Origin of the sequence: Streptomyces sp. SN-593 (assembly GCF_016756395.1) — a bacterium.
Classification (GTDB): domain Bacteria; phylum Actinomycetota; class Actinomycetes; order Streptomycetales; family Streptomycetaceae; genus Actinacidiphila; species Actinacidiphila reveromycinica.
This window is the reverse complement of sequence record NZ_AP018365.1, coordinates 131991-145014: the sequence shown is the minus strand read 5'-3', so window position 1 is coordinate 145014 and position 13024 is coordinate 131991. Positions and strand designations below refer to the sequence as shown.

The window sequence follows — 13024 nt, the reverse complement described above, 5'->3', positions numbered from 1 at the left end:
CGCGACAACGCCCGCGGGCGCGCCGGCGGGCGGCGCGGCAGGCACGGGCGCCGCCGCGCGCGCGGTGACGGCCGTCGCCCGGATGCGGGCCGAGCCGGACGGCCGCGGCGGCACCGCGCTGCCCCTGCTGGCGGGGGACGGACCGCTGGCCCTGCGCAGGACCGGTCCGACCGGCGGCCCGGGCGCCCGCGTGACCGTGGTCGGGGCGATGACGGCTCCGCTCGGCGGCGACCGGCTGCGGATCGAGGCCGAGGCGGCGCCCGGCGCGCGGCTGACCGTCGGCGCGTCGGCGGCCACGGTGTCGCTGCCCGGCCGAGGCGGCGAACAGGCGCGCTACGACGTACGGCTCACGGTCGGGGCGGACGCCGAACTGCAATGGCTGCCCGAACCGTTGATCGCCGCCCGGGGCAGCGACCTGCGGGCCTCCACCCGGGTCGACCTCGCCCCGGACGCACGCCTGGTGCTGCGCGAGGAGCAGATTCTCGGCCGCCACGGCGAGCCGAGCGGGCGGCTGTCCGCACGGCTGACCGTGACACTCGCGGGCCAGCCGCTGCTCGACCAGGAACTCGCCTTCGGGCCGGGCGCCGCACCCGGCTGGGACGGTCCCGCCGTGCTCGGCGGCCACCGCGCTGTCGGCCAACTGCTGCTGGTCGCACCGGACCTGGGCGAGTGCTCGGCCGAACTCGCCGACCTGCCCGCCGGGCACGGCCGCGCCGCCCTCACCCCGCTGGCCGGCCCCGCGGTGCTCGTCACCGCGCTCGCCCCGGACGGCCGGCACCTGCGCAACCTGCTCGACGGCTACCTGCGACGCCTCCAGCCCGGCTGACGGCCCGGCGCCCGCGTCGCCGGGTTCCGGCGCACCATCAGCCCCCCGTGACCGGGTCGCGCCCCGACCGCACCCGCGGACGGCCCCTCCGCCCGCGGTTCAGGCCGTGGCCTCGGGCGCCGCCGCGATCGGCTCCTGGCGCGGCGCGGCGATCCGGACGTAGTCCTTCGTGCTCAGCGCCAGCGACCGGTCGAGCCGGGCGGCGTTGAAGAAGATCTCGTCGTGGTCCAGCAGGCCCGGATCGACGACCAGTTCGAGCTTCTCGTCGAAGGCGAACGGCAGTACCGTGCCGCTCACGCTGCCGGCCAGCCGCTCGGCGATGTCCCGCGACGCGAAGGACACGTACGTCCCCGACAGCAGCGCCTTCACCGCGCCCAGGTCCACCCGGCGGTCGCCCGGCACCACGGCCAGGACGTAACGCGTCACCTTCTTGCCCACCTTGACCATCACGACGATGCACTTCGCCGCCTGGGCCAGGGCGTTGCCGCGCAGCGCGCTCACCACCTCGGTGGCGCCCTCCGGTTCGTGGTCCAGGACCCGGTACCGCGCGCCCTGCTCGTCCAGCAGCGCGACCAGCCGGTCGTACGTCCCGTGGCTCCCGCCGGCCGTGTCCTGCCCGGGTGCGCCCTGCTCCTGCGTGTGCTGTTCGCTCATGGCCCCGCTCACTCGTGCTCGTCCTGGTCGTTCCGGTCCCGCGCGCGGGCGCCGCCGCCGGCTCACGGCGTGGCCGGGGAGCCGGGGGCGCCGGGGGCGAACAGCGCCGAGAACGCCGCCCGGGTCGGGGAGTCCGCGCGCCGGTCCAGCACCGCGAAGACCGCCTCGTCCACCACGGGCGCGAACCGCCCGCCCGGGCCGAGCAGCGCCGCGAAGGCGCCCGCGACCACGGCCGGATCGTTGCGGAACACCCCGCAGCCCCACGCGCCGAGCACCAGCCGCCGGTAGCCGTGCGCGGCCGCCACCTCCAGTACGCGTTCGGCGCGCACCGCCAGCGCCGGACCGACCTCCGGTACCCGCTCGGGCATCGTACGCGCGATCACACCCGCGTTCGGCGCCGGGGAGGCGAGGAAACCCGCGGTGAACGGCCGGGCCAGCAGGGCGCCGGAGTCCGCGCGGAAGACCGGCACGCCGGGGGAGTGGATGACGCGGTCGCTGTAGAACGGGTCGCGGACCTCGCGGTGGTGGGCGTAGTACTCCGGGGCGCGCAGCAGGCAGGGGTACAGCGCGGAGGCACGGCACAGCGCCTCCTCCTGCGCCTGGGCGCCGCGCAGGTACCCGCCGCCGGGGTTGCGGGCGGAGGCGAAGTCGAGCACCGCGACCGGGCCTTCGCCCTCGGCGACCAGCCGGCGCACCGCCTCGGTGCTGCTCTCGGGGGTGACGGCGCACCGCGTGCCCGGGCCGCGGGAGGCCGTGTCCGGCACCGCGACCGGCCCGGGGCCGTACACGGCGGTGCCGTCGGCGGCCCGGGCCACCGGGCCGGCCAGGTCCACCCGGCGGCCGTCCGGCCCGGTGTAGCCGCCCTCGGCCACGATCCGCTCGTTCTCCCGGGCGATGCTCCGCAGTCGTGCGCTCATGTGCCGGCACGGTACGGTCGACTCCCGGGCCCGCGCGATCGGTTATCCGGGCGCGACGGGACCTGGCCGCAGCGCGTGGGCGCACGGCACGGCAGGGCACGACCCCGACCCGGCCCGGGGCCCGGGACCGGCGGGCCCCGACAACGCCCGGGCCGTGTCGCGCTGTTGCCTTGCACGGCCCGCGAGACGCGATATATCGTGAACGCAGTTCCTTCCCGCCCCCCCAGGAGGTCGCCTCGTGTCCGAACGGTCGTCACGGAAGCCGGACGATACGGCCGGCGACGCGCACCTGCGGGTCTCGGACGACGAGCGGGACCACGCCGCGGCGCTCCTCGGCGACGCGCTGGCCGCGGGGCGGATCGACGTTGGCGAGCACTCCGAGCGGCTGGAGGCGGTCTACTCCGCCCGTACCCGCGGTGAACTCGCCCCGGTCACCGCCGACCTGCCCTCGGTGAGCCCCGGTGAGTCCCTGGCCTCGCCCGGCGACAGCGCGCCCATCGAGGCGCTCTTCGCGAAGGTGCGGCGCTCGGGCCAGTGGCCGGTGCCCCCGCACACCACCGCGCGCGCCCGCTTCGGCGCGATCGTCATCGACCTGCGGCAGGCGATGTTCACCCGCCGCGAGGTGGTCATCGACGCGAGTTCCCTCTTCGGCAAGGTCGAGATCCTGGTCCCGGACAACGCGAACGTCTACGACGCCGGGTCCGCGCTGTTCGGGAAGCGGTCCCAGGTCGGGCGCCGCGAGGGCGGGGAGACCGACGGTCCGGTGGTGCGGATCACCGGGCGCTCGGTCTTCGGCCACGTGCGGGTGACGCGCGGGTCGAAGTGGGCCTGGTGGGTCGGCCACCACATGGGCGGGCATATGGAGGAGCGGATGGAGCACCTGAGCCGCCACATGGAGGCCCGGATGGAGTTCATGGGGCGGCACATGGACCGGCGCATGGGCCGTGGCACGGGCTTCGGGGCGGGACCCGGCCGGGGCCGCGGAACCCGGCACGACTCCGGCCGCGACGACTCGGGCCGCGACGCCTGAGCGAGGGCGGGGGCAGGCGGGCCCGGCGGCCCCGGCCGGTGCGCCGGGAGGCCGGACGCGGACCCACGGGCAGACGTCCTGGAGTCGGTCCGCCCGAGGAGGGCTCCTGACACCCGGTGCGCCCGCGCGCGGATGAGCACCCCGGGGCTCGGCCGACGGCTGGGGGCGGGCGCCGGAAGCGAGCGCCGGGGACGGACGGTCGCCCGGCCCCGGCCCGCGACCGGCCGCGGACCTCAACCCCGCGTGTCGAGCCAGGCGTCCTCGGCCGCGTAGTCGAACCAGTCGTCGGCCGCCGCCGACATCTGCGCCACCCGCGGGAACTCCTCCTTCCAGTCCTTGCCCTCCGCCAGCCCCCGCGCCAGCCAGGCCACCGTCTCCGGCAGCGAGTCCTCGTAGGTGGTGACGGCGCGGTAGCCCAACTCGCTCTCGGCCGCCGCCATGTCCAGCACCATCGGGTACGGCAGCGCCCACGGGTGGGCGCCCACCGTCGGCGCCGGCGGCGGCCCGTCCACGAGCACCGTGCCGCTGGTACGCCCCAGCACCGCGTCGATCGCGTCGCCGATCTCCGCGGCGGTCGGCACCGCGGGGTCGCCCGCGTTCAGCGCCCGTGCGCCCGGCCGGCGCGCGGCCAGCCGGACCAGTTCGGCGATGTTCGACACGTGCACCGGGTGGAACCGGCTGCGGCCGCCGTAGGGCAGCACTCGCACCGTGCGGCCGTCCAACGCCCGCTTGACGAAGTACAGTTCGCGCGGCAGCGGGCTGTGGGGCCCGTGGATCGCCCCGGCCCGCAGCAGCGTGCAGGGCAGCCGGTCGGCCGCCGCGAGGAGCGTCTGCTCCAGCTCGACCTTGCGGGTGCCGTACGTCGCCGGCCCGGGGTCGACCGTCGCCCACGTCTCGGGCAGCGGCACCGGGAAGCGCGGCGCGCCGTCCGGCTCCTCCTGCGTGTCGAAGCTGCGGCCCTCGGCGTCCCGGTACACCGCGGCGCTGGAGACCACCACCGCCGAGCCGATCCGGTCGGCGAGGGAGAGCAACTGCCGTGCGTGGCCGGCGTCGTAGGCGACGCAGTCGAGCAGGACGTCGACCCCGTCGCCCAGGGCGCCGGCGAGCGCGGCGGTGTCCGCGCGGTCGACGCGGAGCGTACGCACCCCGGGCGGCCAGCCGGCGTCGGAGCCGCCGCCCCGCGACGCCGCGACCACCTCCCACCCGTCAGAGGCGAGCGCGTGCACCGCTCGCCTGCCGATCTGCCCTGAAGCCCCGAGGACGAACGCGGTACCAGTCATGCGCCGACGCTACGGCGGGGTGGCCGAGTGGGACCAGTGCGTTTCGCCGTGCGCGGATTCGCCCTCGGCACAATCCCCGGGGGTTCGCCCGCCTTCCCGCTCCGCGGAGCCACCGACCCGCCCGACCCCCTCCGGCCACCTCGCTCCGTGCGGTACGGCTCCGTCCGGCACCGCTCAGTGATGGGCGCGACGCGGCATCAGGAACGCGGCGGCCGTGCTGACGGCCAGGGCGGCCGCCGCGATCCAGAGGGCGGTCTGCGCGGCGGCGGCCGTCGCCCGGGCGGGGGAGGTGCCGTGGGCCGCGCGGGAGAAGAAGACGGTGCCGAGGACGGCCACCCCGATCGAACCGCCGAGCTGCTGCACGGCGTTGAGCACGCCGGACGCGGAGCCGGTCTCGTCGTCGGAGACGCCGGCCAGCGCGATGTCGAAGAAGGGGGCCATCACCATGCCCAGCCCGATCCCGGCGGCCAGGAGCGCGGGGGAGAGCTGCCAGCCGGTCGGGGTGCCGCCGGTCCCGTGGACGGTCAGGGCCAGCGCGCCGACTCCCGCGGCGGTGAGCACCAGGCCGCCCTGCACGGTCAGGCGCCCGAACCGCGCGCCGAGCCACACCCCGGAGAGCGTCGCCCCCACCGCGGTGCCGAGCGCCATCGGGATCGTGGTGGCGCCGGCCCGCAACGGGCTGTCCCCGAGGCCGTACTGGAGGAACAGCGTCAGGATCAGGATCAGCCCCGACATCGCGCCGAAGAAGACGACGCCGACCGCGAGCGAGCCGTCGAAGCCCCGGTGCCGGAACAGGCTCGGCTCGACCAGCGGGGAACGGCCGCGGCGACGCAGCGCGCGCTGCCGCCGGGCGAACAGGAGCAGCACCGGGAGCGCGGCGGCCATCATCGCGTAGGACCACAGCGGCCAGCCCAGGTCGCGGCCCTCCACCAGGGGGTAGACCAGCAGCAGGACGGCGGCGCTGACCAGGACGACCCCGGGCAGGTCGAGCTGGGTCCGGCGCGGGGCGCGGCTCGCGGGCAATGCGCGCAGCCCGACGAGGAAGGCGGCCACGGCGAGCGGCACGTTGATCAGGAAGACCGCGCGCCAGCCGGTGCCCAGGAGATCGGCGTCGGTGAGGTAGCCGCCCAGCACCGGGCCGCCGACCGCGGAGACGCCCATCACCGGTCCGAACAACGCGAACGCGCGGCCCGCCTCGGCGGCCGGGAAGACCTCCCGGATCAGGCCGATCCCCTGCGGCAGCACCATCGCGGCGAACGCGCCCTGCGCCGCGCGCGTGCCGATCAGCATCCCGGGCGAGACCGCGCACGCGCACAGCGCCGAGCACGCACCGAAGCCCGCCACGCCCAGCAGGAACATCCGGTGGCGGCCGACGATGTCGCCGAGCCGCGCGCCGGTGATCATCAGCACCGCGAACGAGAGCGTGTAGGCGGCGGTGATCCACTGGATCTGGGTCGAGCTGCCGCCGAAGTCGGCGCGGATCGAGGGGGAGGCGATGCCCACGATCGTGGTGTCGAGCAGGTCCATCACCTCGACGGCGAGCACGGCGGCGAGGCCGAGCCAGCGCAGCCTGCCGCCCGCCCGGGTGGCCGACGGCGACGGTGACGAAGACGGGGACGAAGGCGGGGACGAGGGCGAGGTCAGGGGCAACGGCGGCGGGGCGTCGCTGCGGGCCGGTGCGCGGTCGGGCTCTGCGGCTTCCACGGGACTGGTCATGCGGCGGCCTTTCGCTCAAGGGGGGCGTCGGGTGCGGGCGGTCGGCGCGCGGGTGCGACCGGCGGTGCCGGTACGGTCCGTCGCCGGTGCACGCCGTCGGCGAACGGTGTTCGTCGTAGCGAACACTGTTCTACAAGCGAACGGTGTTCGCGTCAAATACAGTGGTGGTCGCAGCCCCACACCGCGCCGGAGGTAGCCGCCCGTGACCGACATCCCCGTCCCGCCGTGGCCCGGCACGCGCAAGGCCGCTCCCCGCCGCGCCCTCAGCCAGGACGCGCTGGTCGCCGCCGCCCTGCGGGTCATCGAGACCGAGGGCATGGAGGCCCTGAGCATGCGCCGGGTCGCCCAGGACCTCGGCACCGGTCCCGCCTCGCTCTACGCCCACGTCTCCGGCCGCGAGGAACTGGTCCGGCTCGTCCTCGACCAGGTGATCGGGGAACTGGACCTCCCCGAGCCCGACCCGGCGCAGTGGCAGCGGCAGTTGAAGGACGTGATGCGGGAAGGGCGGCGGATCCTCGCCCGGCACGGCGACCTGGCGCGGCTGTTCGCCGAGATCGGCGTGCCGCTCGGGCCGAACTACGTCCGTGCCACCGAATGCCTGCTGGCGATCCTGCGCGGCGCCGGGCTGTCGGATCGGGACTGCGCCTACGGCGCCGACATGCTGGCGCTCTACATCTCGGGCTACACGGCGGAGCAGGCGACCCGGGCCGGCGCGGCAGCGGCGGCGGGGCGGTCCGGCGAGGACCTGACCCACGCGGCCGCCCGCGCCTACTACGCCTCCCTGCCCGTCGAACGGTTCCCGACCGTGCACGACATGATCGACGAACTCGTCCGCGACGTCGCGGACGAGCGCTTCGAGTTCGGCCTCGACCTCCTGGTCGCCGGTCTCGCCGCCCGGATTCCCGCCGCCCGCTGACCCCCCGCTGCCCCGCTGACCCGCGCGCGCCGGCCCGCGCCCGCCGGTGCCGTGCACGGCCGACTGTCCGGCCGAGGCTTCCCCTCCACCCGGTGCCGTGCCCGGTCGGCCGATCACGGTGCGCGGGCCACCGGGCCACAAGGGCTACCGGGTCACCGGGCCGCCGACCCCCCGTCGGCCGTCCGGCCGCGACCCTCGCCGGGGCCTGCCGCCGCCGGCGGTGGATCGGAGGAGACCGGCGCCGTATGCGCTGAGTCCGCCGAGTCCGCCGAGTCCGCCGAGTCCGCCGAGTCCGCAGCGTAGTGCTCGTACCACGGCAGCCCCGCCGAGGCGTACGCGGCCCGGTCCACCGGCGAGGCGGGGGCCGGCTCCCCGGTGATGGACCGCCAGCGCGCCGCCGACACCAGGTGCACGCACACCCGCGCGGACGGCTCAGCCTGCCAGTCGTCGAGCGGCCGCGGATCGCGGTAGACCTCCTGGCGCATCCGGCCGCCCGCGCCGAGCCCCGTCACGGCGGCGTCCACCCGCACCGCCTCGCCCGGCAGCGCCGAGGGCGCCGCCAACGGCACGCCGGGCACCGGACCGGAGCGGTCACCGGGCCGTACCACCCCGGCCGCACCCCACCCCGCCACGTCGCTCTCCCGCCCGGCCCGCGCCCGCTGGGCGGCCTGCCACCGCGCCCTCGCGTGAGGACGGAGCTCGAAGACCTGCAACTGCACACCGCACCACCCCTGTCCGGGCGGCTCCGGCACCTCGGTGGCCGGGTCCGGGCCCGGCGCAGTCGCCACGAACTGCCGGATGGTGCCGTGCCCGGAGCTGATCCCGTCCAGCCACGGCTGCCGGGGCAGCACCACGTAGTTCTGCGGGTCCTGCGCCAACCGGTCGCTCCAGGGGCGCCCCGACACCGCGCACGCCGCGCCGGCCCCCACCTGGAGGGCGACCGGCGCCGCCGCGGAGAAGCCCAGCCACACCGCCTCGCGCTGGAGCACCGGCAGCAGTACGCCACCGCGGTCGAGCCACTGCTCAGGCGCGCGGTCCGGGTAGTCCGCGACCGACCGCAGCGGGAAGGCGCCCAGGCCCGGCGGCAGCGGATGGGTCCCGGTCTCCGGCAGCCTGAGCGTCCGCATGAACCGTACGGTGGCCCCCCCGGGCAGCTCGAGTGCCCCCTGCGACACCCTCACCTGTCCGCCCACGCGCGGGCCCCCCTTCCGGTCAACCGCGGCTGCGTGCCTCCAACGACGCCAGATAGGCGTTGTACGCGACGAGTTCCGCATCCCCGTTGCGGTCGGCGGCCCGGTCGCTGCGGCGCGCCTGTCGCTTCTCGGAGGTGTACCACTGGAACAGCAGGGCCACCAGCACGACCACCGACGGGATCTCGCTGAACGCCCAGGCGATGCCACCGGCGGCGGTCTGGTCGCTCAGGGCGTGCACGCCGAGCGAGGCCGGCGGGTGCTTGAAGGTGGTCACCATCGGCTGGCTCGCCATCATCAGCGCGATCCCGAAGAACGCGTGGAACGGCATGCCCGCGAACAGCTCCAGCATCCGCATCACGTAACCGTGGCGGTTCGGGCCCGGGTCCACGCCCATGATCGGCCAGAAGAAGACCAGGCCGACCGCCAGGAAGTGCACCATCATCGCGATGTGCCCGGCCTGGCTGCGCATCAGGTCGTCGAAGATCGGGGTGAAGTACAGCCCGTACAGGCTCGCCACGAACAGCGGGATGGTGAACGCCGGGTGCGAGACCACCCGCACCACGCGGCTGTGCAGCACCTTCACCAGCAGCTCGCGCGGGCCAGTGCGGCCCTTCCCGGCCGTCGGCAGCGCCCGCAGCGCCAGCGTCACCGGCGCGCCCAGCAGCAGCAGGATCGGCGAGAGCATGCTGAGCACCATGTGCTGCACCATGTGCACGCTGAACATCGCCATGCCGTAGTCGTTGAGCTTGGTGCACATCGTCAGGCCGACGGTCAGCACGCCGACCGCGAAGGACACGGTGCGGCCCGGGGACCAACGGTCGCCGCGGGTCCGCAGCCGCAGCACGCCCCACCCGTACAGCACCAGCAGCAGCACGCACAGCACCAGGAAGAACGGGTCGCCGCCGAAGGCCAGCGCGCGGCCGAGCGTGAACGGCGGCAGGTCCGCGCCCATCCCCGGCATTCCCGGCATGGCCAGCAACGCCGAACCGCCGTGATCCATCTGCCACTCCTGTTCACCCGATGTGCCCGCACCAGACTAGAACCGCCCCCGGTCGGCGATCCGACCGGGGGCGTCATCGGCGAGCCGGGGAGGTCCGGGAGGACGTCCAGGGCAGGGGCGGGTCGGGCTGGGGCGGCCCGGGGGCGGAGCAGCGGGCCGGGTGTCCGGCCGCCGGGCCTCAGCGGGAGGCCGCGGCGGGCGGGCACCGCCGGCTCACAGCACGCACTCGGCCTCGGTGTACCGCTCGACGGGCACCGTCTTGAGGTGCTCGACCGCCTGCGCCAGCGGGACGAGGTGTATGTCGGTGCCGCGCAGCGCCGTCATCATGCCGAACCGGCCGTTGTGCACCGCCTCGACCGCGTGCCAGCCGAAGCGGGTCGCAAGCACCCGGTCGTACGCCGTGGGGGTGCCGCCGCGCTGGACGTGACCGAGGATCACCGGGCGGGCCTCCTTGCCCAGGCGCTCCTCCAACTCCACCGAGAGCTGGTTGGCCACCCCGGTGAAGCGCTCGTGGCCGTAGACGTCGGTGGCGCCCGCGGTGAAGTCCATCGTGCCCTCGCGGGGCTTGGCGCCCTCGGAGACGACCACTATCGCGAACTTCTTGCCGGCCTCGAAGCGCTTGCCGACCACGTCGGCCAGTTCCTCCACGTCGAACGGGCGCTCCGGCACCACGATCGCGTGCGCGCCGGCCGCCATGCCCGAGTGGAGCGCGATCCACCCGGTGTGCCGGCCCATGACCTCCACGATCAGCACCCGCTGGTGCGACTCCGCGGTGGTCTTCAGCCGGTCCAGGGCCTCGGTGGCGACGGTGACCGCGGTGTCGAAGCCGAAGGTCACGTCGGTGGAGGCGATGTCGTTGTCGATCGTCTTGGGCACGCCGACTATCGGCAGGCCCGCGTCCGACAGCAGCCGGGCGGCCTTGAGGGTGCCCTCACCGCCGATCGGGATGATCGCGTCCAGGCCGAGGTCGGCGACATGGCCGCGGGCGCGCTCCACACCGCCGCGCAGGTGCGCCGGCTGGACCCGGGACGAGCCGAGGATGGTGCCGCCGCGCGCGAGGATGCCGCTGACCGCGTCCAGGTCGAGCTTGCGGTAGTCGCACTCCAGCAGCCCCTTCCACCCGTCGTGGAAGCCGATGACCTCGTCACCGTGGTCGACCACGGCGCGGTGTACCACGGACCGGATGACGGCGTTCAGCCCGGGGCAGTCGCCGCCGCTGGTCAGGACACCAATTCGCATCGCTCGTTACTCCTGCAACTCAACCGGGCGGCCGGACCCCGTCGTCCGGATGGATCGCGCCCAGCTTACCCGTCGCCCCGGCCCTCCCGGGCGGTCGATTCCGTCGGTTCAGGTACCGGACACCACCCGGAAGGGAGGGCGAAAGACCGCCGAAACCCCGGCGGCACGGGTCAGGCGGGCTGTACGGCGGCGGCGATCCGCTCCTCGCGCAGCGCGTCGTACCACTGGTCGTCGACCGGGGGCAGCGCGTTGACGTCCAGCGCCAGCTTGATCAACAGGTCGGCGATGTGCGGGTTGCGGGCCATCACCGGGCCGTGCATGTAGGTGCCGAACACGGTGTCGTTGAAAGCGCCCTCGGTGCCGTCGCCGGTGCCGTTGCCCCGGCCGACCCGCACCTGGGCGAACGGGCGGGCGCTGGGTCCCAGGTGCGTGACGCCCTGGTGGTTCTCGAAGCCGGTCAGCGGCGGCAGCCCCAGCCGCGGGTCGATGTCGGCCAGCACGTCGCCGACGCAGCGCTCGCCCTCGCCGCGGGTGCTCACCACGTCCAGCAGGCCCAGGCCCGGCTCGGGCCGGCCCAGGTCGTTCACGAACTCGTGGCCGAGGATCTGGTAGCCCGCGCAGACCGAGAAGACGATCGCGCCGTTGGCCACCGCCCGGTTCACCCCGCCGTCGCGCCGCAGCCGCTCGGCCGCCAGCCGCTGCGGCCGGTCCTCGCCGCCGCCCAGCAGGTAGATGTCACCGGAGGTCGGGATCGGCTGGTCGGAGCGGACGTCGACCCGGGTGACCGGGACCCGGCGCTGCTGGGCGCGCCGCTCCACCACCAGCGCGTTGCCCTGGTCGCCGTAGGTGCTGAGCAGGTCGGGGTAGACCCACACCAGGCGAAGGCTGGAATCACTCATGCGTTCTCCTCGGGTCCGCTGACGGGATCGGGCCTGGGGTCGGGCCTGCGGCGACCACGGGTCGTGCGCCGCGCCCGGCTGCCCGTTCAGTTTCCGACCTTACGGCGCAGGTCCTGGAAGGCGGTGTAGTTGGCGATCGCCTCGATCCGGCCGGGCGGCGCGGAGCGCACCGCCTCGTCCAGGTCGGCGCAGACCCGGAACTGCAGGCCCGCCACCTCCAGGCGGACCGCCAGGTCCAGCCGGCGGTCGCCGAGCACCATGATCGGGTGCCCGGCCAGCCGGGTGTAGTCCACGTCCCACAGCCAGGAGGTGTCGGTGCCGTCGGCGCCGCGCGCGTTCACCGAGAGCACCACGGGTGCCGGCGGCTGGTCGATCAGCGAGAACGTCTCCAGCCAGCCCGCCGGGTTCTTCGCCAGCAGCAGCCGCACCTGGCGCTGCTGGTAGGTGACCACGTCGTAGCGCCCGGCGACGGCCTGCACCTTGTACATGCGCTCCAGCGCGACCTTGGGGTCGACGCCGAAGGCCGCGGCGACCGCCGCGGACACCGCCGCGTTGGACTTGTTGGCGCGGCCGGGCAGTTGCAGGTGGATCGGCCACGCGACGCCGTACGGGTCGACCACGTGGTCGCCGGACAGCGCCCAGGTCGGGGTCGGGCGGCGGAAGCCGCACTCGCCGCAGAACCAGTCGTCCGACGGGCGTTGCAGCACCCCGCCGCAGGAGGGGCAGGACCAGGCGTCGTCCTTCCACGCCTGCCCGGCTGCCACCCACACCACGGTCGGGCTGGACGAGGCGGCCCAGACGATCAGCGGGTCGTCGGCGTTGGCGACGACGATCGCCTCGGAGCCGGCCAGGCCCTCGCGCCACTTCTCGGCGAGCATCCGGGTCTCGGCGGCCCGGTCGAGCTGGTCCCGGGAGAGGTTGAGCAGCGCGATCGCCTTCGGGGTGACGTCCCGCGCCACTCCGGCGAGGTACTTCTCGTCCACCTCGATCACGCCGAACCGGGCGTCCGAGCCGCCGGCCAGGGCCGAGGTGATGCCGGCCGGCATGTTCGCGCCGAGCGCGTTGGACACCACCGGGCCGCCCGCGCGCAGCGCCTCGGCGAGCAACCGGGTCGTGGTGGTCTTGCCGTTGGTCGCCGACACCAGCACGACGTCCAGGTGGCGGGCGAGGCGCGCGAGCAGGTCGGGGTCGAGCCTCAGCGCGACCTTGCCGCCGATCACCGATCCACTGCCCTTGCCCGCGACCCGGGAGACCGCCGCCGCGGCCCTGCCCGCCGTCACGGCGAGCTTCGCCCGCGGCGTCAGCGGCTCAGAGTTGCCTGCCATCCTGTTGTTTCCTCCTCGACTTGCGCCCG

The 13024-nt window shown here is 75.2% G+C and carries 12 protein-coding genes; 3 read left to right on the top strand and 9 right to left on the bottom strand.

Features of this window, described 5'->3' with window-relative positions; all coding sequences use genetic code 11:
• The first annotated feature begins 82 nt into the window (after positions 1-82).
• Entirely contained in the window at positions 83-826 is a 744-nt protein-coding gene (locus RVR_RS00625; RefSeq protein ID WP_202238283.1) for an urease accessory protein UreD, read from the top strand.
• Positions 827-925: 99 nt separating this feature from the next.
• Here RVR_RS00625 and RVR_RS00620 read toward each other — a convergent pair whose 3' ends face one another.
• Together RVR_RS00620 and RVR_RS00615 are read right to left on the bottom strand one after the other, a co-directional pair.
• Complete coding sequence (locus RVR_RS00620; protein WP_202231894.1) at positions 926-1480, bottom strand: YbaK/EbsC family protein; 555 nt, start codon at positions 1478-1480, stop codon at positions 926-928.
• 62 nt (positions 1481-1542) lie between these two features.
• A complete protein-coding gene (locus tag RVR_RS00615) occupies positions 1543-2397 on the bottom strand; it encodes a TIGR02452 family protein (RefSeq protein ID WP_202231893.1) in 855 nt (284 codons plus the stop codon).
• Between the two features lie 238 nt (positions 2398-2635).
• On the opposite strand from RVR_RS00615, the gene RVR_RS00610 reads away from it, so the two are divergent.
• Entirely contained in the window at positions 2636-3427 is a 792-nt protein-coding gene (locus tag RVR_RS00610) for a DUF1707 SHOCT-like domain-containing protein (protein ID WP_237404490.1), read from the top strand.
• A gap of 233 nt (positions 3428-3660) precedes the next feature.
• On the opposite strand, the gene RVR_RS00605 is transcribed toward RVR_RS00610, so the two are convergent.
• Together RVR_RS00605 and RVR_RS00600 are read right to left on the bottom strand one after the other, a co-directional pair.
• Positions 3661-4707, bottom strand: coding sequence for an NAD-dependent epimerase/dehydratase family protein (locus tag RVR_RS00605; protein ID WP_202231892.1), 1047 nt, complete (start codon positions 4705-4707; stop codon positions 3661-3663).
• Between the two features lie 174 nt (positions 4708-4881).
• Positions 4882-6423 carry an MFS transporter gene (locus RVR_RS00600; protein ID WP_202231891.1) on the bottom strand — a complete coding sequence of 514 codons (1542 nt, stop codon included), beginning with the start codon at positions 6421-6423 and terminating at the stop codon, positions 4882-4884.
• 202 nt (positions 6424-6625) lie between these two features.
• Between RVR_RS00600 and RVR_RS00595 the strand changes: the two genes are divergently transcribed.
• On the top strand, positions 6626-7339 hold the full coding sequence (locus RVR_RS00595; RefSeq protein ID WP_202231890.1) for a TetR/AcrR family transcriptional regulator: 714 nt from the start codon (positions 6626-6628) through the stop codon (positions 7337-7339).
• A 152-nt stretch (positions 7340-7491) separates the two neighbouring features.
• Here the strand turns inward: RVR_RS00595 and RVR_RS00590 are convergent, their stop codons facing one another.
• The 5 genes from RVR_RS00590 to RVR_RS00570 all read right to left on the bottom strand — a co-directional run bounded on the left by RVR_RS00590 (position 7492) and on the right by RVR_RS00570 (position 12995).
• Complete coding sequence (locus RVR_RS00590) at positions 7492-8466, bottom strand: hypothetical protein (RefSeq protein ID WP_202231889.1); 975 nt, start codon at positions 8464-8466, stop codon at positions 7492-7494.
• 85 nt (positions 8467-8551) lie between these two features.
• Complete coding sequence (locus tag RVR_RS00585) at positions 8552-9532, bottom strand: cytochrome c oxidase assembly protein (protein ID WP_237404489.1); 981 nt, start codon at positions 9530-9532, stop codon at positions 8552-8554.
• A 213-nt stretch (positions 9533-9745) separates the two neighbouring features.
• A complete protein-coding gene (locus RVR_RS00580) occupies positions 9746-10771 on the bottom strand; it encodes a 6-phosphofructokinase (RefSeq protein WP_202231888.1) in 1026 nt (341 codons plus the stop codon).
• Between the two features lie 170 nt (positions 10772-10941).
• Complete coding sequence (locus RVR_RS00575; RefSeq protein WP_202231887.1) at positions 10942-11670, bottom strand: type 1 glutamine amidotransferase; 729 nt, start codon at positions 11668-11670, stop codon at positions 10942-10944.
• Positions 11671-11756: 86 nt separating this feature from the next.
• Entirely contained in the window at positions 11757-12995 is a 1239-nt protein-coding gene (locus tag RVR_RS00570) for a Mur ligase family protein (protein WP_202231886.1), read from the bottom strand.
• Between the last annotated feature and the right edge of the window lie 29 nt (positions 12996-13024).